Here is a 16,596-nt window from a genome sequence, read left to right on the forward strand (position 1 = left end):
TCTTTCACTTAGGTTCTCTGAGAGTGGCCATAAGTTTGCTTTCCCCGTGGCTTGGAAGGGAAGCCGGTGCCTTGCGCGCTGGCTTCCCTTTACGGGTTTCGGGGGTAGTGGCAATCGGCTTACATTCAGCAGCAGCCTCTTTAACCGCTTAATCCATTGAGTAACGAATTAATCATTAATTCTACTCAGGACGGAGAACGGATTGCCCTGCTACAGGACAAGCGGCTCATCGAATATCATTTCGACCGCAACGATACCGCCTACTCGGTGGGTGATATCTTCCTGGGCACGGTCAAGAAAGTTATGCCCGGTCTGAACGCCGCGTTCATTGACATTGGGTACCAAAAAGATGCTTTTCTACACTACGGGGATCTGGGGGAGAATTTTCCCTCCCTGGTAAAGTGGGGCAAAGGCGTACACTCGCAGAAAATACCCGTTGGCCCCCTGAAAACTTTCCAGTTTGACGGGGCGCTCGACAAAGTCGGCAAAATCGATAACGTCCTGAAAAAGGGCCAGCAACTGGTGGTGCAAATCATCAAGGAGCCGATTTCTACCAAGGGGCCGCGCCTGTCCATGGATATTTCTATGGCCGGCCGTTACCTGGTGCTGGTGCCGTTTTCCAATACCATCAGCGTATCCAAAAAAATCGTCAGCAAGACGGAGCGGGAGCGGCTCAAGCGGCTCATTGCCTCCATCAAGCCGGATAACTTTGGTGTAATCATCCGCACCGTGGCCGAAGGCCGTGAGGTGGCTGAACTCGACCGGGATATGCAGAATATGGTGGAGAAGTGGAACACCTTGTTCCAGAATCTGAAGACGGGGAAACCCAACGACAAGATTCTGGGCGAGCTGGGCCGCACCTCTTCCATGCTGCGCGACATGCTCAATGAGTCGTTCGATGCCATTACCGTGGACTCGGCGCCGATGTATGAGGAAATGCGCGCGTATTTGCAGCAGATTGCGCCCGATAAGCTAGGGCTGCTGAAGCTGCACACCGGCAAGGTAAAAGTGTTCGAGCAGCACGGTATTGAAAAACAGCTGAAAACGCTGTTCGGCAAAACCGTGACGGTGCCCGGCGGCGGCTACCTTGTTATTGAGCATACGGAGGCTCTACACGTTATCGATGTGAACTCCGGTAACAAGAGCAACCAGGAAGGCGACCAAGAGGCCACAGCCCTGCACGTGAACCTCGCGGCCGCCAAAGAAGTAGCCCGCCAGCTTCGGCTGCGTGACATGGGCGGCATTATCGTAGTCGATTTCATTGATATGAAATCGGGCGAGAGCCGCAAGAAGGTAGAGGACGCCGTGCACAGCATCATGAAACATGACAAGGCCCGGTACACCATTCTGCCCATCACCAAGTTTGGCCTGCTTCAGATTACCCGGCAGCGCGTGCGGCCGGCCGAAGCCATCGTAACCGGCGAGGTTTGCCCCACCTGCGGCGGTACCGGCAAGATTTCGGCTTCCATCCTCGTGACGGACGAAATCGACAACAGCATTGACGACCTGCTGGTAGCTCAAAACCAGTCGGGTATTACGCTTTCGGTGCATCCTTTCCTGCATGCTTACTACACCAAAGGGTTGGTGAGCCGGCAGATGAAATGGTACCTGAAGTATTACAAGTGGGTGAAGGTGATGAAGGACACCAGTCTGGGCCTCACCGAATACCGCATTGAGGACGAGCACGGCGAGGAAATCGAGCTGCACTCGGCCGCGGCGGCCATGAGCCGGTTGCAGGACCGGGAACTGGAAATAACTGACTGACGGATTTTTTCTGCGAAAAAAACTCCTCCTGATAGAAGAAAAGCCCGCTGTACTGGAAGTGCAGCGGGCTTTTTGCTTCCAAAGCAGCTTCGGCCTTCGAGAAGAGAGATTAACAGAGCAAAATCAGCTATTCACCCAGAAGAGTTGACCGTTCGGCGAGGGTATGCGTACTTGCGAGGCAGCACTTTTTGACTCCGTATGAATTCGCCCGCTCTCATTCCCGTTGAATTTTCGGATGCCGCTCACGCTTATCAGCGGATTCTGGAACTGGAGCAGGAGCTGCAACGGGTAAAATCGGAGGCACACACTGTACAAACTCGCCTGCAATACCTGATTAACCAGGTGCAGGAGGGCGTGGTGCTAGTGGATGGGCAAGGGCATGTTGCGTTGCTCAACGAGCATTTCTGTGCGCTGTGGGAGTTGCCGGAGCCGGCAGCTTACTGGCTGGGCCGCCCTTGGCAAGAACTGGCCGCTGCCATGCTACGGCTGGTGGCCGATGTCCCGGCCTTTGAGCGACGGATACATGAACTGCGCACGAAGGGAGAGCCGGTATTCAACGAGTTGATTGATTTGAACGATGGCCGGATTTTGGAACGGGACTTTGTACCAGGGCTCAGCGTAAACGAGCTGGGAGCCCGCAGCATGACCCGGGTCCGGGATGTAACGGAGTATCACCGGGCTACGGAGCAGCTGCGGGCTGTGGCCAGCATTCCCGGTCAGAATCCGAATCCTATTTTCCGGATTGATGCAGAAGGCCAGGTCTTGTACAACAACCCAGCAGCCGGGGCTCTGCATGCCAGCCTCAACGAAACCGACCAAGCCCGGCTGCTGACCAAGGCCCAACGGCTGGCGGCGGCAGCACTTGCGCAAAATGCCCCCTGGCAGGTGGATATTCCGGTAGGTAGCAGCTTCTACGCGGTTTTTGTAATGCCTTTCCCGGAAGAAGGCTACGTAAATCTGTATCTGGTGAATATGACTAAGCGCGTGCTGGCCGAGCAGGAGCTAAGTCACGCTCGGGACGAGGCCGAAGCCGCCGTACGGGCCCGGGAGAATTTTCTGGCTAATATGAGCCACGAAATTCGCACGCCTATGAACGGAGTGCTGGGCATGGCCGCACAGTTAGCCAAAACTCGCCTGGATGCTCGTCAGCAGGAGTTTCTACGCGTTATTCGCTCTTCGGGCCAGCACCTGCTCAGCATTATCAACGATGTGCTGGACATGGCCAAGATTACGTCCGGCAAGCTGGAATTTGAGCAAACTGCTTTCAATCTCTGCGACTCCATGGCGGAAGCTTTGCAGCCGCTGATGCATCAGGCTCAGGAAAAAGGTATCACAGTATCGGGTACACCGCTGAAAGCCTCCTGTCCGCTGCCGTGGGTAATGGGTGACCCGTACCGCCTTAACCAAGTGCTTATCAATCTGATGGCCAACGCCGTAAAGTTTACTGACCGGGGCGGGCACATTGATGTAGCAGGCCGGCAGCTGGAAGAAACGCCTGAAACTCTGACCGTGGAATTTTCAGTGTCGGACACAGGCATTGGTATTCCGGCAGAACAGCAGCAGCGGATTTTTGAAGGCTTTACGCAGGCCTATGCTGATACAACACGACGCTTTGGCGGTAGCGGCTTGGGGTTAAGTATTTCCCGGGCCATTGTGGAGCAGCTGGGAGGGGTGCTGGTGGTAGAAAGTGAACCGGACAAGGGCAGCACTTTCCGGTTCCGGCTGACGCTGCCGCGCGCCACACCCGTTAGCCCGGCGGCGCTGGCCCCGGCATTCAACACAGGTCTGCTGCAGGGCAAGCGTGTGCTGCTGGTGGAAGATAATGAGGTCAATCGGGACGTAGCTCGCATGCTACTGGAGGAATGGGGGGTAGTAGTAGTAGAAGCCGAAAATGGGCAGGAGGGGGTAGAGAAATACCAGCAGCAGCACTACGATGCTGTGCTGATGGACATTCAGATGCCGGGCATGAGCGGGCTGGATGCAACGGCCATCATCCGGCAGCTGCCGGATGCCGCCAAGGCCCGGGTACCCATCCTGGCCCTTACGGCCAATGCTTTTCGGGCTGACAATGCCAAGTACTTGGCTGCTGGCATGAATGACTGCCTGACCAAACCCTTTGAGGAGGCGGATTTATACCGGGCACTGGAAAAGCTGATGGGTTCGGGGGCGCTTTCCGTACCCACTACTTACGATCTTACCAAGCTTCGGGCCCTGGCACACGGGCGGGAATCCTTCGTGCTGAAAATTATTCGCTCTTTCCTGAGTAATGTGCCGGGCAGCTTGTTGCAGCTGGAAGCCGCTGCGGCCTCTGGCGACTGGGAGCAAGTAGCAGCCATTGTGCATCACATCAAGCCCGGCGTAGAATCATTGGGCGTACGGGACGTGGCTGCAGTGATGCAGCAACTGGAGCAGCATATTCCGGCGGCCAATGCAGAAGCCGGACCTTCTCACGCAGCGGTGGCCCGGCTGGTAGCGCAGTTGAAACGCGCAGTACAGGAACTGCCGCGGGAACTGCCCGCCGAATAAGGTGCTGGCAGGCAGCTATAATCCCCGCAGTTGCTGGTAAAATTCCTCTTGGTAAGACTTGCCCACGGGCACCTGATACTTGCCCATTTGCAGCATATTATCCTCAATGGCATTAATGCGCTGGGTATTCACGATGTAGCTGCGGTGTACGCGCACAAAGTGGGTAAAGGGTAGCCGCTCGGTCAGCACCTTCAGGGACATATATACAATGTGCTTCTGAGTGGCCGTAACCAAGACGGAATACGTGGACATGGCCTCAATGAACAGGACGTCATCAAAGTCAAGGCGAATCATTTTGGTGCCCACCTTTACGAATAGTTCCCGGTCCTGCATGGCGGGGCTGAGGGCCGGGGGCGGGGAGGTGCGCTGTTTTCGGCGTTCCAGCACGCGCTGAATAGCCTGCGTGAAGCGGGGCAAATCAACGGGCTTCACCAGGTAGTCAGCGGCCTGCACTTCAAACGCATCCACGGCAAAATCCCGGTGCGTCGTGACCATGATGACCTCCGGCGCGGGCTGCGGTAGCAGGCGCGCCAGCTCCAGGCCCGACAGGTGGGGCATTTCGATATCCAACAGGAGCAAATCGGCTTTTCCGCCCTGGCGGAAATATTCCAAGGCCTCCAGACTGCCCGGCAACGAAGCTTCCAGTGAAAGCTGCGGAGTCAGTTCAATCAGGTGTTCCAGTGTCAGCCGGTTGATTTCGTTGTCGTCAACAATTACGCAGGCAAAGGAAGCAGAAGGCATACTGGAGGCTAAAAAACAGGGCAGACGGCAGATTGGCTATTTCTTTCTGAAAAGCTGATGCGCATTAGCTCCGGCAGGTTACAGGCTGAGGGGCAGGAACGGCGCAGCCCGGGGGGCCTGACTGGTTGGACTGACCAAGTCATTTTAGCCAAGTCGGAAAAATGTCCGAGATACGTAGAGCAGGGGGGGAGTGGTTTTCCGTCAGGGGCGAGAATTTTCGCCCGTAACAAAGTTCTGATCAACTGTCCCCTGGGTGGAATACATCAGCTGGTCGGCTGCGTAATCAAAATCAGGCTTGTGGGGAGTTCAACGCTTTACATACCCGCCCCGATAAGAAAGTTCTCAGCCATTTGCTCCGCCTCTCCATAGTGGCGGATGCTAACAAAGTCGCGCTATCCGATTCGCCAGGCGCAGGAAGGGCCACAAACCGGGCGGGAGAAAACTGCTGCCAGCAACGCATCGGAACGGCCTACCCGCCTGGTGGGCTACGTCTGAATTAGGAGCGGTTGTTCGGGCAACTCGGCAACGCAAGGTGTACCAGGCCGGGTGGCCAGCCGTGAGGTAGCCCTGTACAGCGGAGAGGCCGCAGCCCCATCAGGAGCAGCGGCCTCTCCGGTGTATGGAGTAGCAGGGATGAGAGCTAGAACTTGAGACCCAAATCCAGCGCAAATTCACTGTTTTTCAGCTCTACATCCTTAAAGTTACGCTCGTCGCCGAAGTAGTTGTCGATGTTGAACAGGCCCCGATGGTAGCTGAAGCCGGCCAGCACCTTGGTGCTCTGGCCCAGCTGGTATTCTACCCCGAAGCCCCCGCGCAGGGCAGCATCGGGAATGATAACGTGCTTGGCTGCTTTGGTTTCCTGCCGGTTGCCAGGGTCGGTGTAGCGTTTGTCGCCGTTGATGCGGCCGGCAATGGCAGCGTTCAGGGAGCCGCCCAACTGGAAGTACAGCTTGGTATCCGTGGCAATATCGTTGGTGAACAGCTTCACCGTAACGGGTACCTGCAGGTATTGGAGCCCAATTTTCTGGGTGATTCGCTCCCCGTTAGCCCCAGCGTTGGGGTCGAAGTAGCTGATGGTGCCTCCCTTACCGGTCAGCTCCAGGCCGGTGCTGAAGGCGTAGTTCTGCCCAAAGAAATAATCGACGATAATACCGCCGCCAATGCTGACTTTGGACTTCTGATTCTGGAAGCCGTAGGCGCTGGGCGAATCGGCGCGCAGCAGGGAAATGGAGGGTGAAACTTTCAGACCGATTTCGACCTGGGCCGACGCCGCCCCAATGGTGGCACCGCTGAAAACGAGGGCAAGCAGGGCTTTTTTCATGGCAGCTACAGAATTACGATGAGCAGAAACACGAAGCCACGACCATTGGCCGTTTGGTTTTGGCTAATTTCGCCTTAAAGATAGAAGCGTGATGCACATTCCTGCCCGTTTGCGTACCCTGGCGGCCTCGGTGGCGGTCCTTTCTCTGGTATCAGCCTGTGGCAGCAGCCCGGAAAGCTGCGAGATGAACCCAGAAATAGCCAAGGTAGCGGCCCCGGTGCAACTGGAGCGCCTGGAACAACCGTTTTTCCAAATCAAATCACCGGCCGATGCCAACCAGTTTGTGCAGCAGCACGGGCTATTTGCCCGGCAGTTTCTGCAAAGCCGGCAGTACCCGGCCCCGGTGCTGGCCTCCACGCTGGCGCGGCTGGCTACCAATGCCGGTCTGCAAAAGCTCGGCCGGCAGGCCGACAGCACCTTTACCACGCCCCGGCTAGAGCGGGAGCTGAAGCCCATGTTTCAGTACATCCGCTACTATTTTCCCGATTTCCGAGTGCCCCCGGTGAAGACGTTCGTGAGCGGACTCAGCCAGGATCTGTTCGTGAATGATAGCCTGATGGTGCTCAGCACCGACTACTTTGTGGGGCCGAAAGCGGCGTACCGGCCCAACGTGCCCGGGTACATTCTGCGGCGCTATACGCCCGAGCACATGCTGCCCACGGCGGCGCTGGCCATCAGCAGTAAATACAACCAGAAGCAGCTCACCAACCAAACCATGCTGGGCGAGATGGTGCAGTTCGGCAAGGCCCTGTACTTCGCCGAAAAAGTGCTGCCCTGCACCGCCGACTCCCTGCTGATGGGCTACACTGACAAGGAAATGGCGGGCGTACATTTCAATGAGGGCAAAATATGGTCGCACTTCATTGAGAAAAACCTGCTGTACAATACGGCCCCGTTCACGATTCAGAAATACATTGGGGAGCGGCCCAATATCCCCGAAATCGACAAGACCTGCCCCGGGCGGGTAGGGGCCTGGATGGGCTGGCAGATTGTGCGCAAGTACATGGCCGAGCACCCCAATGTGACGCTGAAGCAGCTGATGGCCGAGAAAAACGCGCAACGCATTCTTAACGAATCCCGCTACCGGCCCAAGATAAACCGCGGCAAAATCAGCTAAAAGCCAATCCGCCACCCGTGCACGTTGCCGTCTTCAGCCAGTACCACACCAACCCCGATTGCCCAGCTACCAGCCGGCACTATTCCCTGTTGGCCCAGCTGGCGCAGCACCACCGCGTAACGCTCATCACCACCAGTACCTGGGAGTCGCAGCGGCTTACCTGGGAGTTTGCCTGGGCACCGGAGGGCGTGGAACTGCGCACGGCGGCGGTACCGTATCAGAACCACATGGGCGTGGCCCGGCGCGGGCTGGCCTTCGCGCAATACGCGGCCTATGCCCTGCGCGAAGGCCTGCGCATTGCTAAGCCCGATGTCATCTGGGGCATCAGTACGCCACTTACGGCGGCCTGGGCGGCGGCGCAGGTGGCCCGGTGGCGGCGGGTGCCGTGGGTGTTTGAGGTGCAGGATTTGTGGCCGGCTTTCCCCATTGCCATGGGAGCTGTACCCAACCGGCCGCTGCAACGGGTCCTGTACCACATGGAGCGCAGCATGTACCAGCAGGCGCAGGCCATCGTCACCCTTTCGCCTGATATGACGACCTACGTGCAGGAGGTCAGCCGGCACCCAGCGGACTCTTTTGCGCCGGAGAAAGTGCATACCCTGCTCAATGGTACCGACCTGCAGTTGGCAGCCCTGGCCACCGATGAAGCCGTAGCCGCTTTGCGCCAGGAATGGGGCCTGGCCGGGCGGCGGGTGGTGCTGTACGCGGGCACCTTCGGGCGGGCGAATGATATTCCGCTGCTGCTGGCGGCGGCGGTGCAGTTGGCCCCCGCGCACCCCGATGTGGTGTGGCTGTTTATGGGCCACGGATTCTACGACCAGGCCGTGGCCGAAGCCGCCGCACTGCATCCATTCATCCGGGTGGTGCCCCCGCAGCCCCGCCACGCAGTATTTGCCTGGTTCAGGATGGCGGAAGTATCGATGGTACCTTTTCTGGGGCTGCCCGTGCTGGATGCCAACTCGCCCGCCAAGTTCTACGACAGCCTGGCCGTGGGGACACCAGTTGTCGTCACCAATTCCGGCTGGACCAAAGCGTTTGTGGAGCGGCACCGGTGCGGCTGGTACTCGCCCGCCAGCAATGCCGCCGCGTTGGCGGAGCTTCTTGCGCAGCTATTCAGCACCCCGGCGCAACTGCGCGTGGCCGGTCAAAACGGCCGGCTGATAGCGCAACAGGAATTCGACCGGCAACAGATAGCCAGCCGCATGCAGCAGTTACTGGAAGCTGCCCGCTAACGACCGGAACTTATAAACTCAGGAGAACTACTTTTGTACTAAGTTGTACTGGTAAGGGGGTTTGAACTAGTTATTTCAGCGTTTTTGAGGCTACTGGCTTGATTATATTTTGCTTCCGGATAGTATCTGCGTAAAACTTACACCAGCTTTGCAGCGGGCACACAGTGCATTTGGGGGTGCGGGCCAGGCAGATGTAGCGGCCGTGCAGAATAAGCCAGTGGTGGGCTTTCGGTATCAGCTCCGATGGAATATACTTTACCAGCTCCTTTTCCACCGCCAATGGCGTGGTAGCCGTTTTACTAACCAGTCCCAGCCGGTGCGAAACCCGGAACACGTGCGTATCCACGGCCATGGCCGGCTGGTTGTAGATGATGGATACCACCACATTGGCTGTTTTGCGGCCTACCCCCGGCAGGCGCTGCAACTCCTCAACAGTGCTGGGTACCTCACTCCCGAAATCCTGTACCAGCATACGGCCCAGGCCCGCCAGGTGCTTGGCCTTGTTGTTGGGGTAAGAAACGCTGCGGATAAATGGGAAAATGTCTTCGGCCGTGGCCGCAGCTAATTGCTCCGGCGTTGGAAACTGCTCCAGCAGCGCGGGCATTACCTGGTTCACGCGCTTATCAGTGCACTGGGCGCTGAGCACCACGGCCACAATCAGCTCGTAGGGGTTGCGGTAGTGCAGCTCGGTTTCCGGCTCCGGAAAATGGGTGGTGAAGTAATCGATGAAGTGGCGGTAACGCTCAGGCTTACGCATGATGAAAGGCAACGAAGGGCAAAGACGGCCGGGCCGCAAAAACACAGCGCCACGAAGTTACCGGGTTGGTAGCTTCGTGGCGCTATACGTTCAGAATGACCAGGGCTATTCTTTGCGCAGAAAGGTGCGGGAGTACTGCAGAATGGAATCGGTGGTGCGCTGGCTGGGGGCGCGGCGCAGGTCGTTGAGGGCGCGCTGGGCCAGCAGTAAATCGGCGCAGAAGGCCGCCAGTTCGGCGTCGTGCAGCAGGGCGTGCTCTACTTGTTGGTGCTCCTTAGCTGGCAATTCGTTGTACACGTACCGGAGCAGTGTCTCGTGGGTAAAGGTTTTGATCATAGAAAACGGGTTGTGCGGCCATTTTTTTCCGCAGGTTGATCAGCGCATAGCGCATACGCCCCAGCGCGGTGTTAATGCTGACCCCCGTTGCATCGGCAATTTCCTGAAAGCTCATGTCGCCGTAATGACGCATGATCAGGACTTCTTTCTGCGCCGCGGGCAGCTCCTGAATCAGTTCCCGCAGCCGCGCATGGGTTTCTTCCCGGGTAAGCGCGGCTTCGGCCCCTTCTTCTGCCAACGACAACGAATTGAACGCGTGACTTGTTGTATCAAGATTTAATAAAAGGCTGCGTTTTTCGCGCCGGAAGCAGTCAATGGCCAGATTATGGGCAATGCGGCAAATCCACGACGAAAACTTCCCTTCTTCATTGTAGCGGCCACCCTTCATGGTATGCACCGCTTTGATGAAGGTATCCTGCAAGAGGTCTTCCGCCACGTCTTCGTCGCGGACAATGAGCATAATAGTAGTAAATACACGGGCCTTGTGCCGCTCAAGCAACTGAGCAAAGGCATCCTCTTGGCCGGCAATATAGAGCGAGATGAGAGCGGAGTCGCTCGGCTGCATGGTTTCCATAAAGACTACGAAAATGAAGGGGACGTAGAGCTTTAGGCCATAGAGTGCAGTTGCCGGTGGAAAATCTTCGTGAAGAACGAGTGAAGAGGGAGAGGTAGAATCAAATGTAGAGAACCGCCAACCGAAACACAACGGGTTTAGTACGGAAATGCCAAAATTTTTTTCAGGCCAGTCAAAACCCAGTATCAACTATTTGCAATATGTGATACTCTAGTGTAGTGCCGCCGGCAGAAACTTGGGGTTAACCACCGGCTGAAAAGCTGGTTTTCTGACTATAATTGCAGAAAACCAGCTTGCTAAGAAATGACTGTGCAAGAACCGTGCGCTACGGGCGAAGCTGTTGACTCAGGCTTGCAATGCGCATTTCCAAAGCGGGGTCGGGGGCGCTACCAGTGGCTATGGCGGTGGCGCGCTGGTCGAGCAGGGTGCTGAGCTGCTGCAGTTGGTTGAGCCGCTGGGCAGTGCGCTGAAGCTCGATAGCCAGCGCCGCCAGGTTGGCGGAGGCAGGAATAGATACCGTAGTGGTGCCGGCCGAGCCGGTAGCCTGCTCATCGTGGCGGGCAATGGCTTCCGGGGTCATCATATCGTCGCGGTATAGCACCACGTCGCCCTGCATGTTTACGGCTTTGCCGTTTTCCAGCAGCTGGCGGGTGCCGTTCTTGCTTACCATGATGCCATCGGGGCGCAGGGTGAGGCCGTTGGCGAACCGCAGCGGAGCGGAAAGCGGAAAGGCTTGCCCGGCCTGCAGCCGGAAGGTTTTGCCGTTGCGGCGAAAGGCGCCGTCTTTGAGCAGGGCAGCCGCGGCGACTTTAGTTGAGTTGGGTTGGGCCTGGGCCTGAACACCAGATATAGCCACGGCCCCAAACAGGCAGCTCAGTAGCAAAACGCGCGAATACACGGAGAAGTGAGCCATACCAACGGGATATAAAAGGACAGAGAAAAAAGCTGAAAACAGTAACTCAGGTGCTGTGGTGCTGCTGCCGGCCGGCCAGCCAGTGCAGGGCCGGAGCCTCCTCGCTGAACAACCGAACGTGGGCCTGCTCGTCCTGCACCATCGGTGAGCCGGATTCCTGCTGCTCCTCGCTGAGCTGGCCGGCGGCTACCAGAAAGGCGAGGTACACCCGCTGGCGCGTCTGGTTAACCAACCCATCCACAAACTGCGTGAGCACCCAGTGAGTGTCGTCCTCGCTGGCGGGGCCGCGCCGGCGCAGATCAACCAGCCAGTACCGCCCTGCCTGGGGCTGGTGCAGCAGAGCCTCGTAGCCCTGCACCAGTTCCGCTGCCGAAACCGGGCGCAGCCACCGGACAATGGTAATATGCAGCTCCGGCTGAATCTGGAACGACAGAAACGCCGGTAAGGCGGGGGCAGAGTGGGGTAGCATAGGCAAGCGGGAACAGGAAAAGCAGAAGCGCTTTCAACCGGCCATCAGAACAGGGAACACTACCGGAGAGCGGCTTCCCTGCATCAGCATACGCAAAACTCCGCTGCGTGGCTTGCCTGCCCGCGCCGGAACCCGCTTCGCCACTATTAAAAACGTATGGCTGAGCTTCCGGCGCAGGGCTGGAGTTACCTTTGCCCGGCCGCTTCCTTCCCGGCTTTCCGCACCATGGCTCCTGCTGCTCCTTCCGCAACCCCGCGCCACGACCCGTACGCCGCCCTTCGGGTGCCGGATTTTCGGCGGTTTATCGGGGCCCGGGCCAGCTTTGTTATAGCTACCCGCATTCAGGGGCTGGTGGTAAGCTGGCAGCTGTTTAAGCTCACCGATGACCCGCTGGCTCTGGGGCTGATTGGCCTTACGGAGGCTATTCCCAGCATTGCGGTATCGTTGTATGCGGGCCACGTGGCCGATTCCGTGCAGCGTAAGAATATTATCACGGCCGCCGTAACGGTGCTGCTGGTGTGTGCCGGCGCGCTGGCCTTGCTGGCCTGGGGAGTACAAACCCAGCTGCTGGATATCCGGCAAACAGGCACCCTGCCCATCTACGGTGTGATTTTCGTGAGCGGTATTGCCCGGGGCTTTCTAGGGCCGGCGCTGTTTTCCTACATGCCCCAACTGCTGCCTGATCGGGACAAGCTGGCCAACGCCATTACCTGGAACAGCACCACCTGGCAGGGCTCCTCGGTAATCGGACCGGTGATTGGCGGGTATCTGATTGCGCATCTGGGCGTGGCCAACGCTTACACCATTGCCACGGCGTTGTTTGTGGTGTCGCTGGGGCTGTTTATCAGCCTGACCTCGCACCCGTTGCCCGCGCGGGAAGGCGAGGCACCGGATTTTATGGAGAGCATCAGCGGCGGCCTGCGCTTTATTTTCGGCAACCAGCTGGTGCTGGCGGCGTTGTCGTTGGATTTGTTTGCCGTGCTGTTTGGCGGGGCGGTAGCGCTGTTGCCGGTATTTGCGGAAAAGATTCTGACAGTGGGCGCATCCGGCCTGGGGCACTTGGAGGCAGCCCCGGCCGTGGGTTCGGTGCTGATGGCGCTGCTGCTCACGTATTTCCCGCTGCGACGGTTTGCGGGCCGCAAGCTGTTGTGGGCGGTGGCGGGGTTTGGGCTGGCCACTATCGGGTTTGCCTTGTCGCGCAACTTTTACCTGTCACTCGGGCTGCTGTTCCTTACCGGGGTGTTCGATTCAGTATCGGTGATTGTGCGGGCCACGCTGCTGCAAACCTTTACCCCGGAGTACATGAAGGGCCGCGTATCGGCCGTGAACAACATCTTTATCGGCTCCAGCAACGAAATCGGAGCGTTTGAATCGGGAGTTATGGCTAAGTGGCTGGGCACAACGGCCTCCGTGGTATTCGGCGGTATCATGACGCTAGTAGTAGTGGGCGTAACAGCCCTGAAAGCCGATAAGCTTCGCCGACTGGACATGACGCCGGAAAAAAAGCCCGCGTAATGACCCACGTATAATGCGCAAAGCGGGCTGGCATGAGTAATGCATACCAGCCCGCTTTGCGCACTACACAGTTGGGCATCTATTGCTGGAAAGCCTGTTTCTGGGCCTGGGGGCAAATTGGGTCAGGCTTCATTTCCAGAATTTTGCTGACCATCAGCGCCTGCCCATTGGTGCCCGCCTGGTTTTGCAGTTGCCCCAGCACGCGGGCAAATACCGGCTGACCAGCTTCTCTACGCGTGTCGGTATAGCGCTTTTCCAAATCGGCAGTTACCCCGGAAGCCAGGGCTACGGCATACCGTTGGCCCGAGCCGCACTCCTCAAACACGGCGGCATCGGCCATGTACGTGTATTTGCCGGTGAACTCGCGGCTGGTGCCGACTTCGCTCAGGTTGCCGTCGGAGCGGTAGCGTAAGTCAAAATCCTGCTGGGGCTTGCCATCCGCATTCAGCAGCTGCAATGCACGGCCGGCCACCTGGTAGCGGCGCACCGGGTCGTTGCCACTGGGTTCCAGGGTAATTACCTGGCCGCGTACCCGCCAGGGTCCCCGGCGGTAATTTACCGGAGAGGTGCGGCCCAGGTACAGCTCCTGCAACTCATACAGGCTGTCGGGTTTGAGCGTAAGGCGGGTGGCAATGCCCTGGCAATCGTTGCAGGGCACGGTATCGGCGTACACGCCGGCCAGGGGCTGGGTGGCGGCTCCGGCATCTTTGTCGGGTGCGGGGTTTTGGGAGCCGGTGCCGTAGGGCTGCTCCCGGCCCTGGCAGGCGGCCAGCAAGAGCGCCAAAGCAGCCGCGGAAAGTAATCGGGACATAAGGTAGAGAAGTAGACTGCGAAGAATATCTCCTGCTACGCAAGCCGCCCCGGTTAGATACACCACCATCGGCCCGGTTGCCGCCGCTCAGGCCCGCATGGGTACCAGCACAAACGTACCCCGCAGGCAGCGCGCAAAGCCTTGGCGTTGGCTGTCTTGGTTCAGGTCGTGGCGCTGGTACTGGCCGTTGAGGGACGCGCTGCCCAGTACCAGAATGGTGTAGCCCCGCCGCCGTACCAGGTAGCGCCGCTGCTGCGCGCCCCGCACCGGCGTATACCGCTGCGGATCTGCCTGCATGGCTTCCCAGGCGGCTACTACCCGGGCGGGGTCGGTGCCGGCGGCGCGGGCTTCCCGGTACAGGGCTGCCAGCCGGATATCAGCTGTGTAATGCGCCTCCGGGTTGCGCCGGATAACCAGGTCGTGAGCCTGCCAGAGATGCTTCATGGCAGCCCGCTTCGGGAAAATCTCGCCGCAATGCCGGCAAATATGCTCCTCGGGTCCGCAGACTAGGGTGGTGGCGCGCACCAAAGCCGGCGGCTGGCTGGCACTGGCCCGCTGCTCTCGCAGTACCTGCATCAGTGCCGAAAACAACTCTCCCTCACTAACCGCGTGCTTGCGGCGCAGAATATCGAGCGTATGCCGGCTGAGCATCTCAAAGGTCAGGAGGTCGTGTAGATCGGAGCGAAGGGCGGACATGGTAAGTAGGAACGGTGCCGATAGTGGGCCGGGTTCCGGTTCCGGAAAACAAAACAGCCCCCGAAACTACTGCTTCGGAGGCTGTTTTGTTGGCAGGGCAGGGCTAGCGGCTGGCCTGGGCTGATTTGGTAGCTTTCTTCGTCAGCTTGGCCGGCCCCGACGATTTTTCGGCCGTGCTTCCTCCCGTGGTGGGAGCCGGCTGAGGCCGTTCGGTGCTGGCAAAAATCCACTCCCGCATCGTGTCCAGGGCTTTAGGCGAGAATACCGGCTGCTGCTCCCCGTTTACCACGGGCCAGTCTTTCATCTCGGGCTGATACCAGTGGTTGATACCGGACAGTTTCGTCGATTTCACCTTGGCATTTTTCAGTCCCGATTTTAGAGGAGCCATATTCTGGTGCGGATCCACCTGCAAATCGTTGGAGCCGCCCAGCAGCAGCACCGGGCATTTCACGTCGGCCAGGCTGCGGGTAGGGTCGAAGTCCAGGAAGTAGCGCGACCAGGGCGAGGTAAGCTGCACGGCCCGGGCCCGGGCCATGTGGGGGTCCATATCGGTGTTGTTAAAGCGCAGGGTGGCGGCCACTTTACCGCGGGCCTGGTTATCGTTGGGCGTCTGGCGGATAATCTCCACCATCTCCTTATGCAGCTCCAGGGCGGCCTTCACCTGGGCCGGGTTTGAGCCGATAAGACGCATAATTTCCAGCTGCTGGCGCATAATCACGTCGCGGCCCGGCACCCCGTAGCCCGACAATGACACTACAAAGGCCGGGGTGGCGGGTTGCTGCTCGGCGGCGGCCAGCAGAGCTACGTTGGCCCCTTCCCCGTGGCCTACCAGGCCAATATACCGCTGGTCGATGAGGGGTTTGGCCCGCAGGTACACCATGGCCGCCTGGGCGTCGCTCACCAGATCCACGGTGGTTGTGGAGAAGTGGCTGCCCTGCGACTTGCCCACGCCCCGGTCATCAAAGCGCAGCACGGCAATGCCGCGGCGAGTGAAGTGGTCGGCCAACGCCCCGAACATACGGTAGTCTTGCTGCTCCACGTCCCGGTTCTGGGGGCCGTTATCGGAGAGCAACACCACGGCCGGGAACGGGCCGGGGCCGGCCGGAATGGTGAGCGTGCCAGCCAAAGCAATATCGGCTTTGGGGTTGAAAAACTTTACCTCTTCCTCGCGGTAGGGCGGAGTCAGGCGAGGCTTGCTGGCAGCTACAGACTGCTTGGCGGCCGTCAGGCGGGTGAGGGTAAGCGGGGCCGTGAGGCCGGGCTGCGTCCAGGTGCCCTGAAACGTAGTACCGCCATCCTTTACTTTGCCCACAAACTTGCTGCCGGCCTGCTCAATGCTAATGGTAATATCGGTGCCCTTCAGGGCTACTTCAGCAGGCATGCGGCTGATGCGCTGCTGGGGCGCATCGAGGGCGGCATAGTACGCGCCGTTGGAGAGGGGTACCAGCGTAATAATCAGCGTGAGCTGGCCGCCGGGTACTTTCAGCGGGCCCTTCCACTGGCCGTTCAGGGGAGGCTCGCCGGCTGATACAGTGGTGGGAAGCAGCCAGAAAAAGAGCCCGAGCAGAAAAAATACTGGTAGGAGTTTCTTCATAAAATGAAAAACAGAAATGGTATTTTACTGTCGCCAGGGCAACACGAGTATGAAAATATTAAACTTGACGCACAGATGCCAGTCAGAGTTTCGCAACTTTAGCCAGAATGGGGAATGGCCGCCGCTAAGGCCGAAAAAACTTTCTGCTGCCTCAGCGTATAGCCTACTTGCAGTATAACGGCAACGCTATGTTGAGGCCACAGTGCCGGCCGCCCCGTAAGCTGAACGAT

15 protein-coding genes are annotated in these 16,596 nt (G+C 58.6%); 5 read left to right on the forward strand and 10 right to left on the reverse strand.

The features are described from left to right. Positions 1–156 precede the first annotated feature (156 nt). Positions 157–1,764, forward strand: coding sequence for an Rne/Rng family ribonuclease (locus tag ACN19L_RS14470; RefSeq protein ID WP_426490202.1), 1,608 nt, complete (start codon positions 157–159; stop codon positions 1,762–1,764). 198 nt (positions 1,765–1,962) lie between these two features. Beyond that, positions 1,963–4,290, forward strand: coding sequence for an ATP-binding protein (locus ACN19L_RS14475; RefSeq protein ID WP_426490203.1), 2,328 nt, complete (start codon positions 1,963–1,965; stop codon positions 4,288–4,290). 15 nt (positions 4,291–4,305) lie between these two features. Here the strand turns inward: ACN19L_RS14475 and ACN19L_RS14480 are convergent, their stop codons facing one another. After that, positions 4,306–5,031: a LytR/AlgR family response regulator transcription factor gene (locus ACN19L_RS14480; protein ID WP_426490204.1), complete on the reverse strand. Its 726-nt coding sequence runs from the start codon at positions 5,029–5,031 to the stop codon at positions 4,306–4,308. 640 nt (positions 5,032–5,671) lie between these two features. Next, positions 5,672–6,352, reverse strand: coding sequence for a porin family protein (locus ACN19L_RS14485; RefSeq protein WP_426490205.1), 681 nt, complete (start codon positions 6,350–6,352; stop codon positions 5,672–5,674). 88 nt (positions 6,353–6,440) lie between these two features. On the opposite strand from ACN19L_RS14485, the gene ACN19L_RS14490 reads away from it, so the two are divergent. Continuing rightward, positions 6,441–7,469: a gliding motility lipoprotein GldB gene (locus tag ACN19L_RS14490; protein ID WP_426490206.1), complete on the forward strand. Its 1,029-nt coding sequence runs from the start codon at positions 6,441–6,443 to the stop codon at positions 7,467–7,469. A 17-nt stretch (positions 7,470–7,486) separates the two neighbouring features. Continuing rightward, positions 7,487–8,701, forward strand: coding sequence for a glycosyltransferase family 4 protein (locus tag ACN19L_RS14495; protein ID WP_426490207.1), 1,215 nt, complete (start codon positions 7,487–7,489; stop codon positions 8,699–8,701). A gap of 70 nt (positions 8,702–8,771) precedes the next feature. Here ACN19L_RS14495 and nth read toward each other — a convergent pair whose 3' ends face one another. The 5 genes from nth to ACN19L_RS14520 all read right to left on the reverse strand — a co-directional run bounded on the left by nth (position 8,772) and on the right by ACN19L_RS14520 (position 11,750). Then, positions 8,772–9,458 carry an endonuclease III gene (gene nth / locus ACN19L_RS14500; protein ID WP_426490208.1) on the reverse strand — a complete coding sequence of 229 codons (687 nt, stop codon included), beginning with the start codon at positions 9,456–9,458 and terminating at the stop codon, positions 8,772–8,774. Between the two features lie 105 nt (positions 9,459–9,563). Further along, positions 9,564–9,794: a hypothetical protein gene (locus ACN19L_RS14505; RefSeq protein ID WP_426490209.1), complete on the reverse strand. Its 231-nt coding sequence runs from the start codon at positions 9,792–9,794 to the stop codon at positions 9,564–9,566. Then, a complete protein-coding gene (locus ACN19L_RS14510) occupies positions 9,733–10,368 on the reverse strand; it encodes an RNA polymerase sigma factor (protein WP_426490210.1) in 636 nt (211 codons plus the stop codon). Before ACN19L_RS14510 ends, ACN19L_RS14505 begins: the two co-directional genes overlap by 62 nt. 325 nt (positions 10,369–10,693) lie before the next feature. Next, entirely contained in the window at positions 10,694–11,281 is a 588-nt protein-coding gene (locus ACN19L_RS14515; RefSeq protein ID WP_426490211.1) for a DUF6799 domain-containing protein, read from the reverse strand. A gap of 46 nt (positions 11,282–11,327) precedes the next feature. Beyond that, positions 11,328–11,750 (reverse strand): hypothetical protein, encoded by a 423-nt coding sequence (locus tag ACN19L_RS14520; protein ID WP_426490212.1) that lies wholly within the window; start codon positions 11,748–11,750, stop codon positions 11,328–11,330. A 156-nt stretch (positions 11,751–11,906) separates the two neighbouring features. On the opposite strand from ACN19L_RS14520, the gene ACN19L_RS14525 reads away from it, so the two are divergent. Beyond that, the gene (locus ACN19L_RS14525) at positions 11,907–13,265 is read left to right on the forward strand and encodes an MFS transporter (RefSeq protein WP_426490213.1); all 1,359 of its coding nucleotides are present in this window, start codon (positions 11,907–11,909) and stop codon (positions 13,263–13,265) included. A gap of 79 nt (positions 13,266–13,344) precedes the next feature. Here ACN19L_RS14525 and ACN19L_RS14530 read toward each other — a convergent pair whose 3' ends face one another. The 3 genes from ACN19L_RS14530 to ACN19L_RS14540 all read right to left on the reverse strand — a co-directional run bounded on the left by ACN19L_RS14530 (position 13,345) and on the right by ACN19L_RS14540 (position 16,366). Continuing rightward, positions 13,345–14,076 carry a copper resistance protein NlpE N-terminal domain-containing protein gene (locus ACN19L_RS14530; RefSeq protein ID WP_426490214.1) on the reverse strand — a complete coding sequence of 244 codons (732 nt, stop codon included), beginning with the start codon at positions 14,074–14,076 and terminating at the stop codon, positions 13,345–13,347. An 87-nt stretch (positions 14,077–14,163) separates the two neighbouring features. Beyond that, positions 14,164–14,772 carry a hypothetical protein gene (locus ACN19L_RS14535; protein WP_426490215.1) on the reverse strand — a complete coding sequence of 203 codons (609 nt, stop codon included), beginning with the start codon at positions 14,770–14,772 and terminating at the stop codon, positions 14,164–14,166. Positions 14,773–14,875: 103 nt separating this feature from the next. Continuing rightward, a complete protein-coding gene (locus tag ACN19L_RS14540; protein WP_426490216.1) occupies positions 14,876–16,366 on the reverse strand; it encodes an alpha/beta hydrolase family protein in 1,491 nt (496 codons plus the stop codon). Positions 16,367–16,596: the final 230 nt, after the last annotated feature.

The sequence above is a fragment of the Hymenobacter sp. 102 genome (assembly GCF_049949205.1).
GTDB lineage: Bacteria > Bacteroidota > Bacteroidia > Cytophagales > Hymenobacteraceae > Hymenobacter.